Genomic DNA, 23845 nt, shown 5'->3' with positions numbered 1-23845 from the left:
ACCTGAAAAACAGCGCAGCTTTCAATTTCCGTTGAAGCCCCCGTTTTCAGGTAGCCTTCTTAATCAATCTTTTTATAGGAAAACCCAAATGCGTACCCAACCCCTACTGCTCGCCCTTCTCATCGCCACCCCCTTCGCCGCTGCCGGCAATCTCGAATGCAACCCCCAGCCGGTTCAACAAGGCGTACCCACCGTATACCGCTGCACCTATCACAACGGCACCCTCGCCCAAGCCTACGCCGCCATGCGCGCCAACCAAAACGAAAACCACATCCTGCAGCTCGACCATCCCCATCTGCCGCGCACCCTGCCCACACGCACCTTCACCCGCAATAGCCAAGCCCACTTCGACTATGACGGCGACGGCCAAAACGAGGCCTACCCGATCAAACTCGTCATCAACCGCCCCGGCCCGAACCGTGTGCTGGTCAGATTCTTCCACGACAGTCCCGCCACCCCCTACTCCCGCGCTACTCTGTTTGAGCGCAAAGGCCGCAACGTAGAAATCACCATTTCCGAATTTGCCTCCTAAAGCGTATGCACGACATCATTTTCAGGTAGCCCCACACCAAACCCGCAAGGACGCCCCGCATGACCATCCAACAACGTTTCCAGCAAGCCAACGGCATCCTGGAAAAAGCCGACCTCCTGTTCGACGAAGCCACCTGCCGCGCCGCCCTGGAGCGCATGGCCGCAGAGATTACCGCCGATCTGGCCGGCCAATACCCCCTACTCCTGCCCGTGATGGGCGGTGCCGTCGTATTTACCGGCCAGCTCCTGCCCCTTTTGCGCTTCCCCCTTGATTTCGACTACGTACATGTTTCCCGCTACGGCAGCGAACTGAGCGGCAGCGTGCAGCTCAACTGGCTGCGCGCCCCGCAAAACAGCGTGGAAGGCCGTCATGTTTTAGTGCTCGACGACATCCTAGACGAAGGCCACACCATGGCCGCCATCCACAAACAAGTGATGGAAATGGGCGCCGCCTCCTGCCGCACCGCCGTGTTCGCCAACAAAGACATCAACCGCTCCAAACCGATCACTGCCGATTATGTGGGCATCCACGTGCCCAACCGCTATGTGTTCGGCTACGGCATGGATGCCAGCGGCATGTGGCGCAATCTCGGCGCCATCTACGCCCTGGCTGATAAATAACGAAGCCTAAGCTGGAGGCTACCTGAAAGTGGCAGTATCGTACTGCCAACTATCCATTCCTTTTACAATAACAACAAAAGGCTACCTGATTGTTCAGGTAGCCTTTTTCATCTGCACAAACATCACTCGATATTCTGCACTTGCTCGCGCATCTGCTCGATGAGCACTTTCAGTTCTACCGAGGCCTGGGTGCATTCGGCGGCAATGGATTTACTACCCAGCGTGTTGGCTTCGCGGTTGAGTTCCTGCATCAGGAAATCCAGGCGCTTGCCGATGCTACCTTTGGGCTGGCTGCTTACGATGCGGCGCACTTCGGCGATGTGGGTGCGCAGGCGGCTGAATTCTTCGTCCACGTCTGCCTTCTGCATAAACAAGGCAAACTCTTGCTGCAGGCGGTCGTTTTCCACGTCGCCAACGGCTTCGCGCAACCGCTGGCGCACTTTGTCCATATGCTGTTGCAGCAACTGCGGGAAAGCGGCGGCCAAAGCATCCAGAATCTGCTCCATCTGCTGCAAACGCTGCAGCAGGTGTTGCTGCAACTGCTCGCCCTCGCGGCTGCGGGCCTGGTTGAAGGCAACCAGCACTTCGTTGATGAGCTGCAACACGGCTTCGTCTAAATCATCGGTTTCTTCCGCCGGAGCAGCCAGCACGCCGGGGAAAGCGAGGATGTCGGCTACGCCCAAGCGGTTGATGTCGGGATGTTTCTTACAGATTTTATTGTTGATTTTAGCCAGCCGGGCAACCAATTTTTTGTTCAGCCGCAATTCTTGCTCGCCACCGGCCTGCTCGCCGTGGCGCAGTTGGATGCGGCATTCGATTTTGCCGCGCGCGGCGTGGGCGGATACGGCTTCGCGCAATGCACCTTCGAGGTGGCGCAGATCTTCTGGCATTTTGAATTGGATGTCGAGATAGCGGTGGTTGACCGCGCGCAGTTCGATATACAGGCGTTTGCTGCCATGTTCGGCGCTGCCGTTGGCAAAACCGGTCATGCTATTGATCATAATTTTCTCCTTTAAATACAGTGGATAAATTGTTCGCCTTGCTGTCAGGTAGCCTTTAAGCCCCCTTATTTGCCCTTGGCAAAGCTGCCCAATACGCCGGCGCATACAATCACCAACATACCGATGATTTCGTGCCAGCTGGTGCTGTCGCCCAGCCAGAAAATGCCCAGCAGGGTGGAAAACACCACCGTAAGGTAGGACAGCGAAGCCACCGTGAGCTTGCGCCCCACTTGGTAGGCGCGGGTCATCGCCAGCTGGCCGAGGGTACCGGCAGCGCCCAAGCCGAACAGGTAGGGCAGCGATTGGGCGGTGGGCGGCTGCCAGCCGTTGATGCAGGCCAATATGCCCGACATAACCGTAGCCACGCAGCAGAAGTAAAACACCACGCGCCAGCTGGGCTCGCCCAGCTGCGAGAGTTCGCGCACCTGCAAATACGCCCAGCCGGAACACACGCCGGAAATCAGGCCGATCAGGCCGGCAAGCTGCTGCTCGGCGGCAATGGTGGGCTGGAGCAGGATGATGATACCGCCGAAGCCCATCAAAAGCGCAGCCAGCATTCGCGGGGCAATTTTTTCCTTGAGAAAGATGAAGGAAAGCAAGGCCAAAAACAGCGAAGAGGTGTAATTGAGCGTGATGGCGGTGGCCAGCGGCAGGCGGGTGAGCGCGAAAAACGAGAGCAAGAGCGCCACCGAGCCGGTGATGCTGCGGTTGAGGTGCGATTTCAAATAGGGCGTGCGGAAGGGCTTGTTGCGCCACCATTCCGGTAGCCCGATTGCCACCAAGCCAAACAACATACGCCAAAACACCAGCTCGTTGAAGCTGAAGCCGAAACGGCTGCCGGCGGCTTTGGCAAACGCGCCCATCAGGGCAAACAGGGTGGCTGAAACCACCATCCAACCGGAGCCCAGGCGGTCGACACGCAGAGCGGGATTACTCATAACATTATACAAAACAAAATAATATGCTCAAAATTGCGGCAACTCCGCAATCCATTATGCTTCATACTGCAGCGGCATACAGGGCGCACCAAACGGATTCTCACACATCATGCTTGCAGCCTCCACGCCGGTGATGCCTATCTCGCTGCTGAATGCGTCCAGCCCGTGCCGAATATTGCCACTCACCACCCAATGCCGCCCCAACTGTTGGGCAAAATCCAACAGATGAAACACGCCCTGCGGCCAATTTGGCGCATTCAATTTCACGACAAACCCACCCTCTTCTGCCATTGCCTCACCATGATACGGCTGCAAACTTTGCTGGATTTTATTGATGGTTTGCCGTTTGGCAACAGAGGTTTGCGCAGCGAGGGAGAAGTTGAGGTAAACGGTTAGCTCCATGATTGCCGATGATTTATAGTGAATTAACAAAAACCAGTACAGCGTTGGCTCGCCTTGCCGTAACGTGTGTACTGTCTGCGGCTCGCCGCCTTGTCCTGATTTTTGTTAATCCACTATATATGCTGTTTGCTATGGCAGAAATATTTTCAGGTAGCCTCTTGCAGACAGCAGGCTACCTGAAAACCATTGATACCTATTATTCGGCAGCCGTTCCGCTGTCTGCCGCCGCTTCGGAAGCGGGCAAAATGCGGTAATACACTTCACCCGGCCCCACATAGCCCAAATCAGTGCGGGCGATTTCGGCGATGGCTTCTTTTCCGGTGCGCAAGTTTTCCACTTCGGCCGTCAAGGCTTGATTGCGCAGCACCAGGCTTTGGTTGGCCTGCCGCTGGCGTTCGGCTTCGGCCTCCAGCCGCCACATATCGCGCCAGCCGCCTTTGGCCAGCCACAGATTATGCTGCAGCCACACCAGCGCCACGGCCAGCACCACGGTTACCCATTTCATGTTTCAGGTAGCCTTTAGCGAGCCAAATGGTAAAACGCGGCTTGGCCGGGATAATAAGCGGCTTCGCCCAACTCTTCTTCAATGCGCAGCAGCTGGTTGTATTTGGCCATGCGGTCGGAGCGGGAAAGCGAGCCGGTTTTAATCTGCATGCAGTTGGTGGCCACAGCCAAATCGGCGATGGTGCTGTCTTCGGTTTCGCCGGAGCGGTGGCTCATCACGCTGGCGTAGCGGTTACGTTTGGCCAGCTCCACGGCTTTCAGGGTTTCGCTCAGAGTGCCGATTTGGTTCACTTTCACCAGCAGGGCGTTGGCAATGCCTTCTTTAATGCCTTCGGCCAGGATTTTCGGGTTGGTAACAAACAAGTCGTCGCCCACCAGCTGCACTTTGCCACCAAGCTTTTTGGTGAGCAGCTTCCAGCCTTCGCGGTCGTTTTCGTCCATGCCGTCTTCAATCGAAACAATCGGATAGCGGCTGGCCAAATCGGCCAGATAATCGGCAAATTCGGCGCTGGTCAGCGCTTTGCCTTCAGCGGAGAGGTGGTATTTGCCGTCTTTATAAAACTCGCTGGAAGCGCAATCGAGCGCGAGCAGCACGTCTTTACCCGCTTCGTAACCGGCGGCTTTCACGGCTTCCAAAATCAAATCTAAAGCTTCAGCGTGGCTGCCCAAATTGGGGGCAAAGCCGCCCTCGTCGCCCACGGTAGTGGGAAAGCCTTTGTTGTGGCAGATTTTTTTCAAGTGGTGGAACACTTCCGCGCCGCAGCGCAAGGCCTCGCGGAAGCTGGTTGCGCCCACCGGCATAATCATAAATTCCTGAATATCCAGGCTGTTGTTGGCGTGTTCGCCGCCGTTGATCACGTTCATCATCGGCACCGGCATCGCCATCGGCCCCGCGCCGCCCAAATAGCGGTAGAGCGGCAGGCCGGCATCTTCGGCGGCAGCGCGCGCCACAGCCATGGATACGGCCAAAGTGGCATTGGCGCCGAGGCGGCCTTTGTTGTCCGTGCCGTCCAATTCCACCAGCACTTTGTCGATATAGCTCTGTTCGGAAGCATCAATGCCGATAACGGCTTGGGCGATTTCGTTGTTCACATGCTCCACGGCTTTGAGCACGCCTTTGCCCAAATAGCGTGCGGCATCGCCGTCGCGCAGCTCCAGCGCTTCTTTCTGGCCGGTGGAAGCGCCGCTGGGCACGGCCGCGCGCCCCATCACGCCGCTTTCCAGCAACACATCGCATTCTACGGTGGGATTGCCGCGCGAATCGAGAATCTCGCGGGCGAAAATATCAATAATGGCGCTCATGCACTCTGCTCCAAAAAGTTAGTTGGCTGAAGAAACGGCGGCTTGCCCGCCCAAACGGCAAGATTATACCCGAAACCGGCGAGCTTGAAACACAGCCCGGCAAACAGCCGCTCTTGACAAAACCCATATTTGGGCATTAAATACGCCACCATTATTTACGCCGATTTGATACAGCTTGCGGGCGTTAAAACAGCTAAAGCGTACCATCCATAACACGCATCTCTGTTTTAAGCCCATTGTTGATCCAGTGGGCTTTAAATCTTTGCAGCCGCCGAATGAGGCGGCCATACAACAACATCATGATTATTCTGGATTCCGTTTGTAAAAGCTATCATCACGGCAAAAGCAACCAATTCATGGCCGTACATCCCTTGAGCCTGAGCATCGACCAAGGCGAGGTGTTCGGGCTGATGGGCTATTCAGGCGCGGGCAAATCCACCCTGCTGCGCCTGATCAACCTGCTGGAACGCCCCGACAGCGGCAAAGTACTGGTAGACGGCCAAGACCTCACCGCCATGAGCCCCGCCCAACTGCGCACCGCCCGCCAAAACATCGGCATGGTGTTTCAGCAGTTCAACCTGCTTGCAAACCGCACCGTGGCCGGCAACGTGGCCTTCCCGCTGGAGATTGCCGGCTGGAGCAAAAGCAAAATCAACGAACGCGTGCGCGAATGTTTGCAGATTGTCGGCCTGTCCGACCGCGCGCAGCACTACCCCGCCCAACTTTCCGGCGGGCAGAAACAGCGCGTGGGCATTGCCCGTGCGCTCGCACCCAACCCGAGCGTGATTCTGGCCGACGAGCCCACTTCCGCGCTCGACCCGGCCACCACCCGCAGCGTGCTCGACTGCCTGCAAGACATCAACCGCCGTTTCAACGTAACCATCGTGATCGTCACCCACGAAATGAGCGTCATCCGCCGCCTGTGCCGCCGTACTGCCCTGCTGCATCAAGGGCATTTGCTGGAAGTGGCCGACGTGCGCGACAAGCAGATTCTGGCGCACACCGACATCGGGCGCGAATTGGTACAGGAGGATTAAAATGAAATACGATATTTTCGAAAACCTCATCCGCCTGCTGCCCAATTTTTATAAAGCCTTTTGGCAGACGGCAGTGATGCTCGGCATTTCCGTGCCCGTCAGCGTTATTTTTGGTGGCGCGTTGGGCTTATGGCTGTTTACCACCGGCAAAAACCAAATTTATGCCAACCGCCGCATTCATCAGATTTTGGGCTTCATCATCAACTTTATGCGCGCCTATCCGTTCGTTATCCTGATGATTATGATGGAAATTCCATCACGCGCGCTTGTCGGCACCACTTTCGGGCCGGTAGCCGCATCTGTTTCCCTCAGCGTGGCCGGTATTTTTTATTTCGCCCGCCTGGTGGAACAAAATCTGGCCGAAGTACCCAAAGGCGTGGTGGAGGCCGCTTTAGCCATGGGTGCGAAACCGCCCACCATCATGACCAAAGTCTTGCTCAACGAAGCGCGCGCGGGCTTGGTTCGCAGCATCACCATCCTGATTATCGCCATTCTCGGCTTGAGCGCCGCAGCCGGCCTCATTGGTGGCGGCGGTATCGGCGACCTCGGCATCAATTACGGCCACCACCGCTTTATGTCTGACGTTATGTGGACGGTTGTTATCCTGCTCTCCATCATCGTCATCACTATGCAAGAAATCGGCAACTACCTTGCCGCCCGTTTAGACAAACGCTAATCTGTTTTTTCCCAACCTGTTTATCCACTTAAAAGGAGACACGCAATGAAAGCATTATGGAAACTCACCTGCGCCGCCGTGCTGGGTATGACCCTGGCCGCCTGCGGCGGACAAGACAGCGGCAGCGGCGCACAAGCATCCGCCGCATCTGCCGGCAGCCAGCCCGCCGCCGAAGCCAAGCGGGAAATCCGCTTCGGCACTACCCCGGGCGACTTTGCCGACATGATTACCGACCAAATCAAGCCCATGCTGGAAAAACAAGGCTACACCGTTACCCTCACCGAATTTCCCGACTACGTTACCCCCAACCAGGCACTGGCCGAGGGCGCAATCGACATCAACATCTTCCAGCACAAACCCTATCTAGACGGCTTCAAAGCCGAACGTAATTTGGATTTGACCGAAGTATTCCAAGTGCCCACCGCCCCCTTGGGCATCTACCCCGGCAAGCTCACTGCGCTGGATCAGGTGAAAAACGGCAGCACCGTTTCCATTCCCAACGACCCGTCTAACCTCGCCCGCGCATTGGTAATGCTCGACAACCTGGGCTGGATTAAACTGAAAGAGGGTATCGACCCGCTCAAAGCCGCCCGCACCGATATTGCCGAAAATACCAAAAATATCGAATTCGTGGAAATGGAAGCCGCCAACCTGCCGCGCAGCCGCCAAGACGTGGACTTCGCCATCGTAAACGGCAACTACGCCATGTCTTCCGGCATGAAACTGGCCGAAGCCCTGTTCCAAGAGCCCAGCTTCGCCTACATCAACTGGTCTGCCGTGCGCACTGCCGATAAAGACGCGCAATGGGTGAAAGACGTAACCGCCGCCTACAATTCCCAAGAATTCAAAGACTACGCGCACAAACGCTTCGTCGGCTACAAATATCCCGCAGCATGGGGCGAAGGCGCAGCCGCCGCTCCGGCCGCTTCTGCAGCAGCCGCCTCCGGCGCATCTGCCGCCAAATAAGCAACGCGGATAAAAACACAGCCGTTTCAGCTAGCCTGAAGCGGCTGTTTTTAATTGAGGAAAAGGCTACCTGAAAAATACCCTTATATCTGGGAACACGCAATAAACTGATTTTATGTATCTTGCTCCTTCCTAACGCGTTGCTCCTCCTTACTGCCAGAGCCCCGCCCACAGCCTCGCCCGATTTTGCCATCTGCATAAAATTTTCCGAGCAAACCAATCTGTTGCCCTTTTGTTTACATCTGTTATGATTTTTGGTACTTTACTGCCATTGTTCATGCAGATACACACCACACATTTAGATTTCAAATTCCCCCTTTCCGCCATCCGTCCGCTTGTTCGGGCGGCTGGCATCCGCCGGCCGTGCCGCAAAGGCATACGGCTGCATTTCCACCCGAAAAGGAGATCTACCATGACCGATGTGAAAAAAGTAGCCGTAGTTACCGGTTCCGCCGCAGGTTTGGGCAAAGCAATCGCCACCCGTTTGGCCAAAGACGGCTTCCGCGTGGTGCTGCACGACATCAACGCCGACAACCTGAACAAGGTTAAAGCGGAATTCGATGCCGCCGGGTTTGAAAATATCGCCGTAAAGGGCAATTCCGCCAGCCGGGAAGACCAGTTCCGCCTAGTGGACGAAGCAGTCAAGGCCTTCGGGCGGGTGGACGTGTTTGTCAACAACGCGGGCGTGGAATCGGTCGGCACATTCTTGAGCCTGAACGAAAATGAAATCGACCGGGTGTTGGGCATCAACATCAAGGGCGTGATTTTCGGCACGCAGGCCGCCGCCGAACAAATGAAAAAACAGCAGGGCGTAGGCAAAATCATCAACGCATGCAGCATCGCCGGTCACGAATCCTACGAAATGCTGAGCCTGTATTGCGCCACCAAGCACGCGGTACGCTCGTTCACCCATTCCACCGCAAAAGAACTCGCCCCCTACAACATCCGCGTAAACGCCTATTGCCCGGGTGTGGCCGACACCCCCATGTGGGAGCGCATCGACGCCGCATTTGTAGAACACAAGGGCTACCAGCCGAAACAGGCGTGGAACGAATTTACCAAAGGCATCCTCGCCGGCCGGCCGCAACAGCCGGAAGACGTGGCCAACCTGGTATCCTTCCTGGCTTCGGAAGACGCCGACTACATCACCGGCCAAACCATCCTCACCGACGGCGGCATGGTATTCCGTTAAACAACAGGCAAACGGCCGGCGGCAGCCGGCTGTTTTTATGGCCGCCCGCATTTTGCATCCGCTAAATTCGGTTAAACCCGCACCCTGCCGCCCAAACTTTGCTACACTGCGCCCCTTTTCACTCTAACATAAGGGAAAATCATAACTTTAATGGATAATCTAATGAACGCGGCCAGCCAGATGCTGGGCGGCAAAGACGGCGGCCAAGGCTCGCTCACCGATATGGCGATGGATTTGGTGAAACAGCACGGCGGCGTGGGCAACCTGATCAGCCAGCTGCAACAAGGCGGCTTGGGTGATGCCATCAGCAGCTGGGTTTCCAACCAGTCTGGCAATATGCCCGTGTCCGGCAGCCAACTGCAACAAGCGCTGGGTAGCGACACCGTAAACCAGCTGGCGCAGAAATTCGGCGTGGATGCCAACCAGGCAAGCGAGATGCTGGCCAAAATCCTGCCCAACCTGGTAGACCACGCCACCCCAAACGGCAGCGCGCAAGACGCAGACGGCTTCGGCCTGGACGATGTGGCTTCCATGCTACTGAAAAACTTTATGAAATAAACCAAAAGCCGTCTGAATGTTCAGACGGCTTTTTTATAGTGAATTAAATTTAAACCAGTACAGCGTTGCCTCGCCTTGCCGTACTATCTGCGGCTCGTCGCCTTGTCCTGATTTTTGTTAATTCACTATAGTTGTGAGGCTACCTGAAAGCACAGCTTAGGCGAAGTTTAAACGGCGAGATGGCTGAAGCAATGCACTGCATATCGCGTTAGCTCGCTTGGCAGCGGGGAAAATGCTTTGGCCATAGTGGATTAAAATCAGAAGGGGCAAGGCGGCAAGCCGCAAACAGCACAACCAGTACGGCAAGGCAAGCTAACGCCGTAGCATACTGATTTTAATAAACTATATCTTTCAGGTAGCCTCTGCCCTGCCCCGCTCCATCACCACGCCCACCGATGCCACGCCGGGCAGGATACCGGGTTTTACCGCCTTAATCCGCACGCTCTCGCAGGAAGGGAAATGCTTAAGCAGCAGCTGCGCCACATAACCCGCCAGCGCCTCCAGCAAGAAAAACTGCTGGCCGGCCAAGGCCGCCGTTACCAGCTCCGCCGCCTCGGCGTAGCTGATCGTATCGGCCACGTTATCGCTCTTTTCCGCCGCACGCAAATCGGCATGGATGTCGATATCCAGCAACACGGTTTGCGGCTGGCGGCGTTCCCAGTCGAAAACGCCGATTAGGGTTTGGGCTTTTAAGCCGTGCAGAAAAACGGTATCCATGCTGTGCTTGTCCTCGTGATAGAATCCGGCTCGTTTGTTTCAATGTGAAAAAATCTTATGGCTGACATCTTGTCTGTGTGGGGCCTGGCCGCCGTGGCCGCCGCCTATTTAATCGGCTCGCTCTCGTTTGCCGTTATCGTATCCAAATTCTACGGGCTGGACGACCCGCGCAGCTACGGCTCGGGCAACCCGGGCGCCACCAATGTTTTACGCAGCGGCCGCAAAAAAGCCGCCGCGCTCACGCTCTTGGGCGACGCGCTCAAAGGCCTAGTGGCCGTGCTGCTTGCCCGATGGCTGCAATCGTATTTCGGCCTGGCCGACGAAGTGGTGGCCGCCGTGGCGGTGGCGGTGTTGGTGGGGCATATGTGGCCGCTGTTTTTCGGCTTCAAGGGCGGCAAGGGCGTGGCCACCGCGCTGGGCGTGCTGCTGGCCTTATCGTGGCCGGTGGCGCTGATTTGCGCGGCAGTGTGGCTGATGATGGCCTTCGGGCTGAAAATTTCCTCACTGGCCGCACTCACCGCCACCGTAATCAGCCCGCTGGCCGCCATGTTCTTGGTGCAACAGCCCTCCTGGCAAGCGGCCATTGCCGTGATTGCCGCGCTGGTGCTGCTGCGCCACCGCAGCAATATCCAAAACCTGCTCAGCGGCAAGGAAAGCAAAATCGGCTCAGGCAAATAGCAGCGTTACCTACCCGATAAAGGCTACCTGAAACAGGCGACGCAAGTTTCTGCGAAGCTGAAGTTTCAGGTAGCCTTTTGCTTTGTCAGCATGACCCTAAGGGCTACCTGAAATGTACATCTCAACTGTACTTTTCAGGTAGCCTTTCCCCACCCCGCATCTTTCAACAACAAAGCCGCAGCCTGCCGACCGCTTTGCACGGCAGCTTCCAGCGTGGCGGGATAGCGCGGGTGGAGATAGTCGCCAGCGAGGTAAATATGCTGATAACGCAGCCAGGCAGTGGGGGTGGTAGGGTTATTGATGCGGCTGGCGGTGGTGGCGCGTTTTTCGGTGATGACTTGGGCGGCAGTGGGGCGCGGCAAGTGCGGGCAAATGCGCCGCAAATCTTGCTGCACTCGCTTGATCCACTCTTCGCGGCTGAGTTTGCCATATTGGTCGGACAGGGAAATCACGGCGGATACTTCGCCGCGCCCGAAGCCGAGCGCATCACGGTCGATAAACCATTGTGCTGTGCCTTCAGCCAGGCCGGTAATCGGCGCGGGCAGCTCGGGCGAAACGGGATAACGCAGATACACGGTGGTGATGGCGTGGTAGGCTAAAGCATCCAGCGCAGTGGCAATCTCAGGCGGGGCGGCCTCGGGCAGCAGGAGCGGCACATGATAGGGAGCAACAGCCAACACGGCGGCATCGAAGGTTTCGCCGTTCACCAACAGGCTACCTGAAAGCGTTTGTTCAATCTGCGGCACACGCGTTTCCAGCCGGATTTGTGCGCCGTATTTTTGCAGGCGGCGGCATACCGGCTCGGCAAACAGCCGCCCCAAATCCTGCTTGGGCAGCAAAAAATCGCTGGCGGCGCGTTCCGCCCACACGCCATCGCGCAGCACGTTTTGCAGGCGTTGCAGCGAAGCCTGCTCCAAAGCGGTGTTCATCGCGCCCCACACCAAAGGCTGCCAAAACTGCTGCTGCAAACGGTGCGATACCTGCTGCTGCCGCAGCCAGACGGCCACAGGAATATCGTCTGCCAAGCGCAGGTTTTGCAAAGCACGCATCTGGCGCAGCAGCGCGGTTTTCTCGCCCCAGCCGATGCCGCGCGCCCCCAGCACACCGGCCAGCAAATGCAGCGGCGCGCTCAGGCGGCGGGCAGAAAATTGCAGGCCGTCGGCCAAATGCCATTGCAGCGGCAGGCGCAAAAATGCCTCTTCCTCGCGCACGCCGCAGCGCGCCAGCACATCCAACACCTGCCGATACGCGCCCACTAAAATATGCTGGCCGTTGTCGGCCTGAGCAAAACCGCTGCCGCCGCCCAACGTGCGGGCGCGGCCGCCGCACTGCCGCCCGGCCTCAAACAGGGTGATTTGCGCCCGGCCGCACAGTGCTTCTGCTGCCGAGAGCCCGGCCCAGCCGCCGCCAATCACCGCCACACGCGGCGCGGTGCTCATGGCTTAAACCCCAAGAGCCAGGTTTTCAGGGCAATCCGCGCTTTGCGCGGCTTCGGGATCGCCAGCTTGTAGCGCAGCACATTGGCCGCGCCGTCGCGCTCGATTTCGTTTAAGAGAGCGTAGTAGATGGCGGCCATCACCAGCCCAGCCTTCTGGCCGCGTCGTTCGGCAGCAGGCAGCAGAGCCACGGCTTCGCGGTAGGTTTGGCGGGCACGGGCTACCTGAAACGCCATCAGCTCGGCAAACTCTTGGCTGTTTCGGCGTTGCCGCAAATCGGCGGCGGGCACGTTGAAGCGCTGCAAATCTTCCACCGGCAGGTAAATCCGCCCGGCCACCGCGTCTTCGCCAACATCGCGGATGATGTTGGTGAGCTGCAGGGCCAAGCCCATTTTGTCGGCATAATCCAGCACGGCGGCATCTTGGAAGCCGAGGATGCGGGCAATCAGCCGCCCCACCACTCCGGCCACGCGCTGGCAGTATTGCTGCAAGGCGGCGAAATCGGCATAACGCGCCGGGGTTAAATCCATTTCCACGCCGTCAATCACGGCGGTTAATTCGTTTTCAGGTAGCCCGTAGGCCGGCGCCACTTCGCGCATGGCCTGATTAACCGGATGCTCCGGCAAGGCTGCGCCGTGAAATACCTTGGCCGCGTCCTGCCGCCACCAGGCCAGCGTTTGCGCCGCCATGGTCGGATCGGCGCAATCGTCCGCCACATCGTCGAGCTCGCGGCAATAGGCATACAGCACAGTCATGGCACGGCGTTTTCCCGGCGGCAGAAAGCGGAAACCGGCCAGAAAACTGGAGCCGCTCTCTTCGGCTTTTTGGTGGCAGTAGTCGTAGGGGGTCATAAAATTTTAATAAACTAATGTGTGGTCAAACTGTAAAGGCTACCTGAAAGCGTGAGCTTCAACGAAGTTTAAACGAGCAACACGAATTTCTGCGAAGCCAAAACCTCAGCCCGCAATATACGCATCATCCGGCTCGCCGTCTTGCCCGCCTTCCACCAGAATCACATGCCCGAAAAACAAATCGCCATCGTCATAGTAGGCAGTGAACCCTTCCTCCTGCAATGTGAGCTCGGACAATTCGATACAACGCGCAAACGCTTCGGCATCCAAGCTTTCCGGCGGCACGGCCGGCTCGTCGGTTTCCCCTTGCCAGTTTACCGCGTCTTCCAGCAGCTGTTCGGCAGCAAAACTACGCCAACGGCGGTCGAATTCAGCAGCTTGGCTGTGCAGGCGACGCAGTAAGGCGAGGGATTGATTGGCGGTTTCCTCTTGGCCGGCATCGGCGTCAAGCAAGATATGCACTTCCTGACCCAGCCAATCGGCATAGCCTTCAAAGCTGGCGAAATCGCGGTTGAGGCTAAATTGGCCGATGCCCGGCTCGTTCAGCACCACCGGCGTTAGATAATGTTCCAGCTCGGCCTGCAAGGCGGGCGAATCGGGGTTTTCTTCCAGTATTTCCAGCAGCATAAAGCAGAGCAGGGAAAAGTCTCGGTCTGCACGCTGCGGCCGCACGCGCAGGCGGTAGATGCAGTTGGGGCGCAGGAAGAAGCGATAGTGTTCGGGGGCGGTGCTTTCCACCAGCCATTCGAGCCGCACGGTTTGGCGGTGGCATTGGCCGGCGGCATCGATATAGGCGGCACAATGGCGGCTGGCCGTCCACAACACATCGCGCCCGCCCTTGCCCGCCCCGCCGCCGCTACTGCTGTCGGTAAGCACCAGGATTTCCTGCTCCTGCGGCTGATAGAGCTGATCGAAGGTTTGCTGCTCTTGGCAGATACGTTTTTTGTTGCTCATTACTTAGTCTCCTGAGGGAAAGGCTACCTGAAAATGGGGTTTCAACGAAGTGGGGCGATGTCTGAACCTGGCTAAGGCTGCTTTGCGGCGCGATATGGCGGACTAACAAAATTGGCACAAGGTGGCAAGCCGCAAGTAATACAGACATCTGGCCAGGCAAGCCAAGCGCTATACCGGTTTTTGTTAGTTCCCGATAACAGGCGCATTATCCGGTTTTCAGGTAGCCTGTTCATCTGATGGCAAGGCTACCTGAAACCGCCCTACCCCGCCAAACCAAAGAAGCCGGCCTCGAAAGCCGGCTTCCACCATTTATTATTCCCGTAGCGAATCCACACGGATGCTGTGTTCCATCTGGCTGGCGGGAGCAGCGTTGCTGTCTTTTTTACGTTCAAGGTGTTTCAGGTAGCCTTCGTCGATGTCGCCGGTGACGTAGCAACCGTTGAAGCAGGAGCTGTCGAAGCCTTCGATGGCAGGGTTGAGCGCATGCACCACGTTTTCCAAATCGTCCAAATCTTGGAACACCACGCCGTCGGCAGAAATTTCGGCGGCAATTTGCTCGGCGCTGCGGCCGTTGGCAATTAATTCAGCGCGGGTATGCATATCGATGCCGTACACATTGGGGTAGCGCACTTCGGGGGCGGCGGAGGCAAAATATACTTTCCGTGCCCCGGCGGCGCGCACCATTTCCACAATCTCGCGGCTGGTGGTGCCGCGCACGATGGAATCATCCACCAGCAGGATGGATTTGCCGGCAAATTCGCTATCGATGGGGTTGAGCTTCTGGCGCACGGATTTTTTGCGCGTGGCTTGGCCGGGCATGATGAAGGTGCGGCCGATGTAGCGGTTTTTGATGAGGCCTTCGCGGTAGGGTTTGCCCAGGTGCATGGCCAGCTGCAAGGCGCTGGGGCGGCTGGTATCGGGAATGGGCATCACCACGTCGATTTCGTCTGCCGGCAGGCTGCGTTTCACTTTTTCGGCCAGGGTTACACCCATATCGAGCCGCGCTTGGTACACCGATACGCCGTTCATCACGGAATCAGGGCGGGCGAAATACACGTATTCAAACAGGCAGGGCAAAAGACGTGGCGCTTCGGCGCATTGGCGGCTGTAAAACTCGCCATTAAAGCCGATAAACACGGCTTCGCCCGGCGCAATATCGCGCACCAATTCATAGCCCAGGCCGGGGAAAACGATGGATTCGGAAGACACCATATAGGCGGTGCGCCCCGCTTCGTCGGTAGATTTGCCCAACACCAGCGGGCGGATACCGTGCGGATCGCGGAAGGCGAGCATACCATAGCCGGCAATCAGCGCCACCACGCCGTATGCACCGCGCACTTGGCGGTTGAGCGAGGCCACGGCATCAAACACATCGCCCACTTCCAGCTTGCTGCGGCTGCCGATCACGTGCTGCAACTCGCTGGCCAACACGTTGAGCAGCACTTCAGAATCGGAGCCGGTGTTGATGTGGCGCAGGTAGCGGCGGCATAAATTGGCCTCAAGCTCTTCGGGGTTGGTGAGGTTGCCGTTGTGCGCCAGCACGATGCCGAAGGGCGCATTCACATAAAACGGCTGCGCTTCGGCGCTGCTGCCCGCGTTGCCGGCGGTGGGATAGCGCACATGGGCGATGCCGGCGTTGCCCACCAGGTTGCGCATATCTCGCGTGCGGAACACATCGCGCACCATGCCGGTGTCTTTGTGCATATGAAACATCTCGCCCTCGGCGGTTACGATGCCGGCGGCATCCTGCCCGCGGTGCTGCAACACCTGCAATCCGTCATACAGCAACTGATTCACCGGCTCAAAAGCCACCATGCCCAATACGCCACACATAAATTCACTCCCCCGGCGCTTGCCGGTAATCGACACGATCCGCCATAAACGGCGGCAGATACGGCACGGCCAATTGGGCCAAGCCCTCGAAAACAAATGCGGTTTGCGAATGCCGCCACTCCTCGATCTTCGGCAAATCGGTAAACGCGCAAGCCAACACCGCCAGCGTTACCGCCAACACCCCCTTCACCGCGCCGAACACCCCGCCGAGCAGGCGGTTTGCCCCACCCAGCCCGGCCGCGCCAGCAGAAGAAGTGAGCAAGGTTTGCAGCAGCCGGAACAGCAGCCGCGCCAGCAGGAACACACCGATAAACGCTGCCACCACCGCCAGCGCATGCGGCTTGAGGCTACCTGAAAGCCAGTCGCCCACCGGCGGAGCAAGCAGCTTGGCCGCCAGCAGCGAGCCCAGCCAAGAAACCAAGCCCACCAATTCGGCCACCACGCCGCGAAACAGCGAAATCAGGGTAAACGCCGCAATCACCAGCAGCGCGAGATAGTCAAACAAAGTCATCAGCGCTCCAGCAGGATGCCGTCGAGCCCCTGCGATTTAATTTTACCCATCGCCTGGCTGGCAGCCTGGCGGTTGGGATATGAACCGGTGCGCACACGGTAGAGCGCGTTGCCGCCTTTGTTGGCCGGCGGCGCCACATAGGCGCTCACGCCTGCATCGGCCAGCCGTTTTTGCACGGCACGTGCCTGCTCTTCGGTGGTGTAAGCCCCCACCTGAATCACCATGCGCCGCTCCGTCTGCGCCGCTTGATGGTCGGCAGCTTTGCCATTGCCAGCCACATGGTTGGCAGCGCGGTTGTTCAAAATATCTTCCGGCGAGAGGCGGTTGCCGTTTGGCTTACGTTCTTGCCGACGTTCGGTGGGGCGGCGGCGCTCAGCAGGCTTCTGTTCGGCCTGCTTCGGCTCGGCCGGTTTGCTTTCAACACGGCGCTCATTCGGCTGCGCGGCCGGCGTTTGCGGTTTCACGCCCTCGGCGCGGCGCGGAGTTTCCGGTACGGCAGGTTTGGCCTGCGGCTGGGTAGCCGGTTTATTGTTTTCTGCCTGTTGCGCGCGCGGCGCGGCCGGCACCGGCTTGGCTTCTACCCGTGGCTGCGGCACAGGCTTGCTTTCCGCCCTTACTGGCGGTGCAACCGGGCGGCTTGGTTGCGGATTGGCCGCGTTGCCGGAGTTGGCCAACGGATTGGGCAACACCGTGGTACGCGCCTCCACCGGCTTGGCCGGCTGCACGGGCTGCGGCGCAGGCGGAGCAGGTTCCACAACCACTGCTTCCGGCTCAACAGACGGCGCAGATACCGGCTGCGGCTGCATTTCCACCGCCGTATCCGCACCAGTCGGCACTTCGGCCACCGGCTCGGGCAGCGGTTGGGTTTCCACCACCATAGAAGCCGCAGTTTCACTGCCGCCGCTCACGGTGATTTCGCCCGGCGCGGCAGTATTTTGGCTGCTGCCCATCACTTTGGCCAGCAGCAGCGCCACCACCGTAGTGAGCAGCAGTGCGCCCACCAAGCGGCGGCGGTTTTTGCGCTTAATCTGTTCGTATTCTTCCAGATGGCGCCAATTGGGGTTGGATTGGGGGGGCATAATTCCTTATTCCTGTTGCGGTGCGCCCATCACTTCGGCCACCGTGTGAAACGAACCAAATACCACAATTCTATCATTTTCCCCTGCCTCCGATAAGGCGGCGCGATAGGCTTCGCCCACACTGGCAAACAGGCACACTTTAGCCGCGCCCGCCGCTTCCAGATGCTGCTGCAAGGCTTCCGCCGAAAGACCGCGCGGCAGCGGCAGCGGGGCGGCCAGCCATTCGTCGAACTGGTCTTGCAACAGGGAAATCACGGTATCAATGTCTTTATCGGCCAGCATACTGAACACCGCCAGCCGTTTTTCGGCAAACGGCAGCGCCATCAGGCTGCGGCGCAAAGCGCGGGCGGCGTGCGGGTTGTGGCCGACATCCAAAATAGTGAGCGGGCGGCCGGGCAACACCTGAAAACGGCCGGGGTGGCTCACCAGCAACAGCCCGCGTTTGATGGCACCGATATCCACCGGCAGCCGCGCATTCAGACATTCAAGCACGGCCAGCGCACAGGCGGCATTGCCCAGCTGATAGCCGCCGCGCAGGGCGGGAAAAGGCAGAGCGTTGCGGTTGCGGCTACCTGAAAACAGGCGGCTGTGTTCGGGATGAAAGTGAAACGACCATTGCTGCTGCTCCAGCTTGCTGAAGCTGAAATCGCGCCCGGCCAGCAAGAGGTCGGCGCCGATGGCTTCGGCGTGGCGGCGCAGCGATTCGGGCGGCGGATTCTGGGCGCAGATCGCGGGTTTGCCCGCACGGAATACGCCCGCCTTTTCAAAGGCCACCTGCTCCACCGTGTCGCCCAAAAAGGCTTGGTGGTCCAAATCCACCGACGTTACCACCGATACGTCGCCGTCAAAAATATTCACCGCGTCCAGCCGGCCGCCGAGCCCGACTTCCAGAATCATCACATCGGTTTCAGCGCGCTGGAAAATATCCACGGCGGCCAAGGTGTTGAACTCGAAATAAGTGAGCGCGGTATCGCCGCGCGCGGCTTCGATGCGCTCGAAAGCAGCGGCAATGGTTTCATCGGCAGCGGGCTGGCCGTTCACGCAGATGCGCTCGTTATAGCGCAGAATGTGCGGGCTGGTGAGCATGCCGGTTTTGAAGCCGGCGGCGCGGTAGATGCTTTCCAAAAAGGCGCACACTGAGCCTTTGCCGTTGGTGCCGGCCACCACAATCACCGGGCATTGCGGCTGTAAATCCATCCGCTCTTTCACCGTGCGTACGCGCTCCAAGCCCAAATCAATGCTGCCGTGGCTGTGGGCAGTGCCGCCGGTGTAGGCGGTTTCGAGGTGGGCGAGCCATTGGGAGAGTGTTTTCATGTGTTCAACCTTGTTTGAGGGCTACCTGAAAATGCCAAACGGGTTTTCAGGTAGCCTGTATGCCGTACGGGCGGCTTGGCGAAGGCTAGCTGAAAATAATGGTGCCGGTCAGCATTATTGTGCCAAGCGCTTGCTGGCCGGGTTTTGATCGGCGCCTTCAGGTAGCCTGCTTTAACTGATGAAGGCTACCTGAAAACGGTTAAACCTTTTCAGGTAGCCTTTTGTCGCCGCATTATACCGCAGCAGAATTCAGCCTGGCACACTCTCCAGCGCGGCAGCAATCAGTGCGCCCGTGGCGACATCGATTTGCGCAGCGGCAGTTTCGGCCGCATCCAAACCGCGCCCCGCCACCAGCGGCAACACGCGGCGGTACAGCACCTGTACACAACCGTTTTGCTCGTACACCAACACCTTCAGCGGCAGCTCGGCGGCCAGCAGCAAATCGGCCTGCATCAGCGGCGTACCTTTGGCCGGATGACCGACTATCAGCAGGCTGGCAGGCGCCAGCGGCAGGCCGTGTTCGGCGGCCAACTTGGAATGCGGGATTTCGGCAAACAGGGTAATCTGCTTGGCGGCAAAAGCCTGTTTCAACACGGCCAGCGTTTCGGCAAAACCTAAGCGGCTGGGCAGGATAGTGTGATTGGGATTGGTCATGGGATTGAGTCCTGTATACAATGAAAAAGCCAATAAAGCCGCGTTGGTGCAGCCGTTTTTTAGCAGGAATCCTGCATATCCAACGGTTTTCTCCGTTTCTTCCGCGCCTGCCCCCAACGCGCCCACACGCGCAGGCGGCGCAGGCCTTCGGCATCGGCGGAATCCGGCCACACGGCTTGGTAAATCTGCCGGCCGCCATCAGTTTGCCAATGCAAGATCTGCAGCCACGGCAGCACCATGCCACCGCGCAGGGTGGCCGCCACGGCAATTTGCTGAGGCTGCAAAAACAGCACGGCCTCGCCGCCGCTGCCCACAGTGAGACTGCCGATTGGCAACGGCCGTCGCAGAGCATACCAAGCAGCGGGGGCGGTGAGCGCGAGGCCAATCAAACGTAGCCAACCGGCAAAATACAGCAACCACAACGCCGCCAGCCACACCCATGCGACCAACTGCAGCAGGCTTTGCAGCCGTGAAGGCCAAAAGGCTACCTGAAAAGGCTGCACGGCGGCTACATCATGTTGTCCACCACGGGGCTGACGCGGATATCGTCGTCATCCGTGTCCAACACCATGTCGTGGAATTCGAGGTCGAAAAAGCGGGCAAACAGCTCGGGCGTGAGCTCCGGCCATTGCTCCTGCGGCACTTCCCACGAAGCAATCTCGCCGCTGAGCACCTCGCGCCAGCGTTCGCCAAACAGGCCGGCGCTCTCTTCGGGCGTATCGGCCTGTGCCAACAGATACACGCTGCAATTGCTGCGGATTTGGGCAAGGGTAAGGTCGGGCAGGTCGTCGCCGGTGCTTTTGAGCCAGGCAAGGAAAGCTTCGGTGGGCTTCACCACCACGGCGCTGCGGTCTACAAAATACATGGTATTTCCTTGGGTTGGTTGTCGGAGTTTCAGGTAGCCTGCCGGGCAAGATACAGGCTACCTGAAACAGATTTTCTGAAGTGTCGGATTTCTGAAAAACCTGAACACTGGCACCCGCTACAGCGGATAATCGTAATCCACCACCAGCGGGGCGTGATCAGAGAATTTCTCCTGCTTATAAACATGGGCGGAGCGGGCGCGCTCGGCCAGGGCGGGCGTGGCCATTTGGTAGTCGATACGCCAGCCCACGTCTTTGGCATAGGCCTGGCCACGCTGGCTCCACCAGGTGTAACCGGGCATTTCGGGATAGAGCGTGCGCCAAATATCCACCCAGCCCAGTTCGGCAATCACTTTGCCGATCCACTCGCGCTCTTCGGGCAGGAAACCGGAGTTTTTCAAGTTGCCTTTCCAGTTTTTCAAGTCGATGTTTTGGTGTGCGATATTCCAATCGCCGCAGATCACGATATCGCGACCTTGGGTTTGCAGCTCACGCAGCAACGGATAGAAGGCTTCTAAGAAGCGGAACTTCACCTGCTGGCGCTCTTCCGAGCTGCTGCCGGACGGCAAGTAGAGCGAAATCACCGACAAATTGTCGAAATCAGCCTGCACGAAGCGACCTTCGGCATCGAATTCGGCAATACCCATGCCGGTTTGCACGCGGTCTGGCTCACGTTTGCTATACAGCGCCACGCCGGAATAGCCGCGTTTCTCGGCGCAGTGCCAAACGCCATGCATACCGTGCGGGGCTTTCATGCTGTCGTCCAAATCGGCTTCTTGAGCCTTGAGCTCCTGAACGCAAACGATATCGGCGCCGCTTGCGGCCAGGTATTCATGAAAGCCTTTTTTATAGGCAGAACGGATGCCGTTTACATTAGCAGAAATGATACGCATGAGTATTTCCAAATAAAGTTATTGCTTGATTATACAGGGAAGCAGGCTACCTGAAATGTTCAGGTAGCCTGCTTAGCCAGCGTTTGCCGCCACACCAGATAATCACGCAACGGCGGCATGGGCGGGTTGATGCAATGCGGGCAGATGCCGGTTACGTCTTCATCGTCAAACTCTTGGTGGAAAGCATCCGGATCGAAACGGGACTGCTGCATCACCGCCTGCACCAGCGCCTGCTGCTGCACCACATCAAATTCGTAACCACGCAAAATTTCAGCCAGTAGATCGGTTTCTGCCGGGCTGAAAGGAGCAATATTGCTTTGAATCATGCGTGCGTAATCGGCATTTTGAATTTTTTGTTGTAATAAAAGAGTAATACTCATCAAAATTTGAATTTTAACTAAAGAAAAACTAATGCAATAATTCGCATTCTTGGTCGATATTATTACCGCCAGAAAACACTTCTTTATTATCGCAACGGCTACGGCTGCTTTGGCAAATCCGTACCGTTTGATCTTGGTTAATCAATAAAACCCTTGGCTCTTTATTCACATCAAAAGCCACGGCTTTAATTGTATATTTATCTCCCAACACCCCGCGTGCATTGCCTTGGAATTTAATACAGAAATGCTGCGTCTGGCTAACCGCTAACGCCGGCCAAGTGGTGGAAGTGGCTTTAAACGTGCGGTTTCGCGAATAAAAACGCTCCATCGCCCGGCTATTTTCCAATAAAGCAGCATTGGCCTCTTCTAAACGGGATTTGCGCACAAACGATTGGTATGAAGGATACGCAATAGCCGCCAAAATTGCCACTATGGCAATAATGATCATCAGCTCCATCAGTGTGAAGCCGCGTTTGGTGAAAACAGATAAGCCGTTCATGCTGCTACTCCTTAGTAAGAACCGGAAGAGACAGTATAAACGGCTTCATCAAGAAACGGAATAGAGTCCAATACTAATATGGCTCACAATTGGTTCTGCTACCTGACTGATCAATAGTATTGGCATCACAACGACTCATCGTTGTACCAATGCTATTGAAGTAAATACCTTGAGTTTCGTTCGGATTTCTGTTGGTTGGCTTAGCAAAAATTTCATAGCTATCCGATTGTGGGGCTCCGCCTACAAAGCCAATCGTGAAGAAATCAGTACTAGCAGGAGCTGACGCGGGATGGTTGGCATCGGTAAACGAACGAGCTTTGGTATACAACCGCTCCATATCTCGAGACTTGGCTAGAATACTGGCTTTAGCCTGTTCCATACGAGATCGACGAACAAATGTATCATAACTTGGGTAGGCGATAGTTGCTAAAATACCTACTATTACAACAATTATCATCAACTCCATCAAGGTAAAACCTTGCGTCTTTAACTTATTCATCACATTCCCTTTTTATTCTTATTTTCCCACAAGCATTACTTGTTACTTACCTAATTTCTGCCTAGTTAGGTTTATTCTCATATGGCAAGCACAACATTATTTGACAATCCACCACATCTCAAAACAAGCCGATTCCAATCTAAATTTAATCCGGCTGACTCCGAGCCCGATAAATCTCTTCTTTCATTTGGCGTATCGCTTCCGGCAAGCCCAAAAACACGGCTTGCGCAATGAGTGCATGGCCGATATTCAGCTCGCGAATCGGCAAAATCCGTGCTACCGGCGCTACGTTGTGAATCGTCAAACCATGCCCGGCATTAACCACCAAACCCAATTCCGAAGCAAAATATGCTGCTTCTTCCAAGCGCAACAACTCGTTTTGTCGAGCGGCATGCGAAGTTGCATCGGCATATGCGCCGGTATGCAGCTCAATGGCTTGTGCGCCAACATCACGGGCAGCCTTGATTTGCTGCTCATCCGCATCGATAAACAACGAAACGCGGATGCCGGCAGTATTTAATCGCTGCGTAAACTCCGCTACAGTCTGCTGCTGAGCCAGCACATCCAAGCCGCCTTCGGTGGTCACCTCCTGCCGTTTTTCCGGCACGATGCACACATCTTCCGGCTGCACCTGCAAGGCGTTATCCAACATTTCTGTCGTCAGTGCCATTTCCAAATTCATACGGGTGCGGATTGCCTGTTTGATGGCGAACACATCTGCATCTTTGATATGGCGGCGATCTTCGCGCAAATGCAAAGTAATTAAATCCGCGCCGTGAGTTTCGGCAACCAAAGCTGCCTCCAACGGGCTGGGATAGCGCGTACCGCGCGCATTCCGCAAAGTAGCAACGTGGTCGATATTAACGCCCAACAGCATCTTCTTTTCCTTTCGGGTATCGAATTTCGCAATTTAGCTTTATGACTCACGCCGTAGAGGTAACTAAGCAACCGGCGTG

Annotated in this window: 29 protein-coding genes; 8 read left to right on the top strand and 21 right to left on the bottom strand. The window is 57.1% G+C overall.

Going from position 1 to position 23845, the window contains the following annotated elements:
* Positions 1-88: 88 nt before the first annotated feature.
* Positions 89-532, top strand: coding sequence for a hypothetical protein (locus tag ACO6EE_RS01745; RefSeq protein ID WP_485958793.1), 444 nt, complete (start codon positions 89-91; stop codon positions 530-532).
* Between the two features lie 59 nt (positions 533-591).
* Positions 592-1152 carry a hypoxanthine-guanine phosphoribosyltransferase gene (locus ACO6EE_RS01740; protein WP_485958792.1) on the top strand — a complete coding sequence of 187 codons (561 nt, stop codon included), beginning with the start codon at positions 592-594 and terminating at the stop codon, positions 1150-1152.
* Between the two features lie 122 nt (positions 1153-1274).
* On the opposite strand, the gene ACO6EE_RS01735 is transcribed toward ACO6EE_RS01740, so the two are convergent.
* The 5 genes from ACO6EE_RS01735 to eno form a co-directional block, all read right to left on the bottom strand.
* Positions 1275-2153, bottom strand: coding sequence for a YicC/YloC family endoribonuclease (locus ACO6EE_RS01735; RefSeq protein ID WP_485958791.1), 879 nt, complete (start codon positions 2151-2153; stop codon positions 1275-1277).
* 65 nt (positions 2154-2218) lie between these two features.
* On the bottom strand, positions 2219-3091 hold the full coding sequence (locus ACO6EE_RS01730) for a DMT family transporter (RefSeq protein ID WP_485958790.1): 873 nt from the start codon (positions 3089-3091) through the stop codon (positions 2219-2221).
* A 54-nt stretch (positions 3092-3145) separates the two neighbouring features.
* Positions 3146-3493, bottom strand: coding sequence for a hypothetical protein (locus ACO6EE_RS01725; RefSeq protein WP_485958789.1), 348 nt, complete (start codon positions 3491-3493; stop codon positions 3146-3148).
* Between the two features lie 196 nt (positions 3494-3689).
* On the bottom strand, positions 3690-3998 hold the full coding sequence (gene ftsB / locus ACO6EE_RS01720; protein ID WP_485958788.1) for a cell division protein FtsB: 309 nt from the start codon (positions 3996-3998) through the stop codon (positions 3690-3692).
* A 14-nt stretch (positions 3999-4012) separates the two neighbouring features.
* Positions 4013-5299 carry a phosphopyruvate hydratase gene (gene eno / locus ACO6EE_RS01715; protein WP_314252439.1) on the bottom strand — a complete coding sequence of 429 codons (1287 nt, stop codon included), beginning with the start codon at positions 5297-5299 and terminating at the stop codon, positions 4013-4015.
* A 299-nt stretch (positions 5300-5598) separates the two neighbouring features.
* Here eno and ACO6EE_RS01710 point away from each other — a divergent pair, with 299 nt between their 5' ends.
* The 5 genes from ACO6EE_RS01710 (at position 5599) to ACO6EE_RS01690 (ending at position 9728) form a co-directional block, all read left to right on the top strand.
* Positions 5599-6336, top strand: a complete 738-nt coding sequence (locus ACO6EE_RS01710) for a methionine ABC transporter ATP-binding protein (protein WP_126982930.1) — start codon at positions 5599-5601, stop codon at positions 6334-6336.
* Position 6337: 1 nt separating this feature from the next.
* Positions 6338-7012 carry a methionine ABC transporter permease gene (locus ACO6EE_RS01705; RefSeq protein WP_485958787.1) on the top strand — a complete coding sequence of 225 codons (675 nt, stop codon included), beginning with the start codon at positions 6338-6340 and terminating at the stop codon, positions 7010-7012.
* Positions 7013-7057: 45 nt separating this feature from the next.
* Positions 7058-7978 carry a MetQ/NlpA family ABC transporter substrate-binding protein gene (locus tag ACO6EE_RS01700; RefSeq protein ID WP_485958786.1) on the top strand — a complete coding sequence of 307 codons (921 nt, stop codon included), beginning with the start codon at positions 7058-7060 and terminating at the stop codon, positions 7976-7978.
* A 412-nt stretch (positions 7979-8390) separates the two neighbouring features.
* Positions 8391-9170: an acetoin reductase gene (locus ACO6EE_RS01695; protein ID WP_049259334.1), complete on the top strand. Its 780-nt coding sequence runs from the start codon at positions 8391-8393 to the stop codon at positions 9168-9170.
* A 141-nt stretch (positions 9171-9311) separates the two neighbouring features.
* Entirely contained in the window at positions 9312-9728 is a 417-nt protein-coding gene (locus tag ACO6EE_RS01690) for a YidB family protein (protein ID WP_064105784.1), read from the top strand.
* Positions 9729-10079: 351 nt separating this feature from the next.
* Here the strand turns inward: ACO6EE_RS01690 and ACO6EE_RS01685 are convergent, their stop codons facing one another.
* Positions 10080-10445 carry a dihydroneopterin aldolase gene (locus ACO6EE_RS01685; RefSeq protein WP_485958785.1) on the bottom strand — a complete coding sequence of 122 codons (366 nt, stop codon included), beginning with the start codon at positions 10443-10445 and terminating at the stop codon, positions 10080-10082.
* Between the two features lie 57 nt (positions 10446-10502).
* Here ACO6EE_RS01685 and plsY point away from each other — a divergent pair, with 57 nt between their 5' ends.
* Positions 10503-11123 carry a glycerol-3-phosphate 1-O-acyltransferase PlsY gene (gene plsY / locus ACO6EE_RS01680; protein ID WP_420898747.1) on the top strand — a complete coding sequence of 207 codons (621 nt, stop codon included), beginning with the start codon at positions 10503-10505 and terminating at the stop codon, positions 11121-11123.
* 134 nt (positions 11124-11257) lie between these two features.
* Here plsY and hpnE read toward each other — a convergent pair whose 3' ends face one another.
* From hpnE to pdxJ, 15 genes are all read right to left on the bottom strand, one after another.
* Entirely contained in the window at positions 11258-12562 is a 1305-nt protein-coding gene (gene hpnE, locus ACO6EE_RS01675; RefSeq protein WP_485958784.1) for a hydroxysqualene dehydroxylase HpnE, read from the bottom strand.
* On the bottom strand, positions 12559-13410 hold the full coding sequence (gene hpnD, locus ACO6EE_RS01670) for a presqualene diphosphate synthase HpnD (RefSeq protein WP_485958783.1): 852 nt from the start codon (positions 13408-13410) through the stop codon (positions 12559-12561). The genes hpnE and hpnD overlap by 4 nt, the downstream gene beginning before the upstream one ends.
* A 105-nt stretch (positions 13411-13515) precedes the next feature.
* Positions 13516-14364, bottom strand: coding sequence for a DUF2262 domain-containing protein (locus tag ACO6EE_RS01665; RefSeq protein WP_485958782.1), 849 nt, complete (start codon positions 14362-14364; stop codon positions 13516-13518).
* Positions 14365-14676: 312 nt separating this feature from the next.
* Positions 14677-16197: an amidophosphoribosyltransferase gene (gene purF / locus ACO6EE_RS01660; RefSeq protein WP_485958781.1), complete on the bottom strand. Its 1521-nt coding sequence runs from the start codon at positions 16195-16197 to the stop codon at positions 14677-14679.
* A gap of 4 nt (positions 16198-16201) precedes the next feature.
* Entirely contained in the window at positions 16202-16708 is a 507-nt protein-coding gene (locus tag ACO6EE_RS01655; RefSeq protein ID WP_485958780.1) for a CvpA family protein, read from the bottom strand.
* Positions 16708-17787 (bottom strand): SPOR domain-containing protein, encoded by a 1080-nt coding sequence (locus tag ACO6EE_RS01650; RefSeq protein WP_485958779.1) that lies wholly within the window; start codon positions 17785-17787, stop codon positions 16708-16710. Before ACO6EE_RS01650 ends, ACO6EE_RS01655 begins: the two co-directional genes overlap by 1 nt.
* A 6-nt stretch (positions 17788-17793) precedes the next feature.
* Positions 17794-19101 carry a bifunctional tetrahydrofolate synthase/dihydrofolate synthase gene (folC, locus tag ACO6EE_RS01645; RefSeq protein ID WP_485958778.1) on the bottom strand — a complete coding sequence of 436 codons (1308 nt, stop codon included), beginning with the start codon at positions 19099-19101 and terminating at the stop codon, positions 17794-17796.
* Positions 19102-19350: 249 nt separating this feature from the next.
* Positions 19351-19755 carry a DUF302 domain-containing protein gene (locus ACO6EE_RS01640; RefSeq protein ID WP_485958777.1) on the bottom strand — a complete coding sequence of 135 codons (405 nt, stop codon included), beginning with the start codon at positions 19753-19755 and terminating at the stop codon, positions 19351-19353.
* A 59-nt stretch (positions 19756-19814) separates the two neighbouring features.
* Positions 19815-20258 (bottom strand): YgfX family protein, encoded by a 444-nt coding sequence (locus tag ACO6EE_RS01635; RefSeq protein ID WP_485958776.1) that lies wholly within the window; start codon positions 20256-20258, stop codon positions 19815-19817.
* Between the two features lie 5 nt (positions 20259-20263).
* Positions 20264-20620, bottom strand: a complete 357-nt coding sequence (locus tag ACO6EE_RS01630) for a hypothetical protein (RefSeq protein ID WP_485958775.1) — start codon at positions 20618-20620, stop codon at positions 20264-20266.
* 117 nt (positions 20621-20737) lie between these two features.
* Positions 20738-21511, bottom strand: coding sequence for an exodeoxyribonuclease III (locus ACO6EE_RS01625; protein ID WP_485958774.1), 774 nt, complete (start codon positions 21509-21511; stop codon positions 20738-20740).
* A 59-nt stretch (positions 21512-21570) separates the two neighbouring features.
* Positions 21571-21891: a hypothetical protein gene (locus tag ACO6EE_RS01620; protein WP_485958773.1), complete on the bottom strand. Its 321-nt coding sequence runs from the start codon at positions 21889-21891 to the stop codon at positions 21571-21573.
* A gap of 28 nt (positions 21892-21919) precedes the next feature.
* Positions 21920-22390 carry a type IV pilin protein gene (locus tag ACO6EE_RS01615; RefSeq protein ID WP_485958772.1) on the bottom strand — a complete coding sequence of 157 codons (471 nt, stop codon included), beginning with the start codon at positions 22388-22390 and terminating at the stop codon, positions 21920-21922.
* A 73-nt stretch (positions 22391-22463) separates the two neighbouring features.
* Positions 22464-22889: a type IV pilin protein gene (locus ACO6EE_RS01610; RefSeq protein WP_485958771.1), complete on the bottom strand. Its 426-nt coding sequence runs from the start codon at positions 22887-22889 to the stop codon at positions 22464-22466.
* Positions 22890-23034: 145 nt separating this feature from the next.
* Positions 23035-23766 carry a pyridoxine 5'-phosphate synthase gene (gene pdxJ, locus ACO6EE_RS01605; RefSeq protein ID WP_485958770.1) on the bottom strand — a complete coding sequence of 244 codons (732 nt, stop codon included), beginning with the start codon at positions 23764-23766 and terminating at the stop codon, positions 23035-23037.
* Positions 23767-23845: the final 79 nt, after the last annotated feature.

Source organism: Eikenella sp., assembly GCF_057315495.1.
Note: the sequence above shows the minus strand (reverse complement) of the source record. Positions and strands in the feature narration are given on the sequence as shown.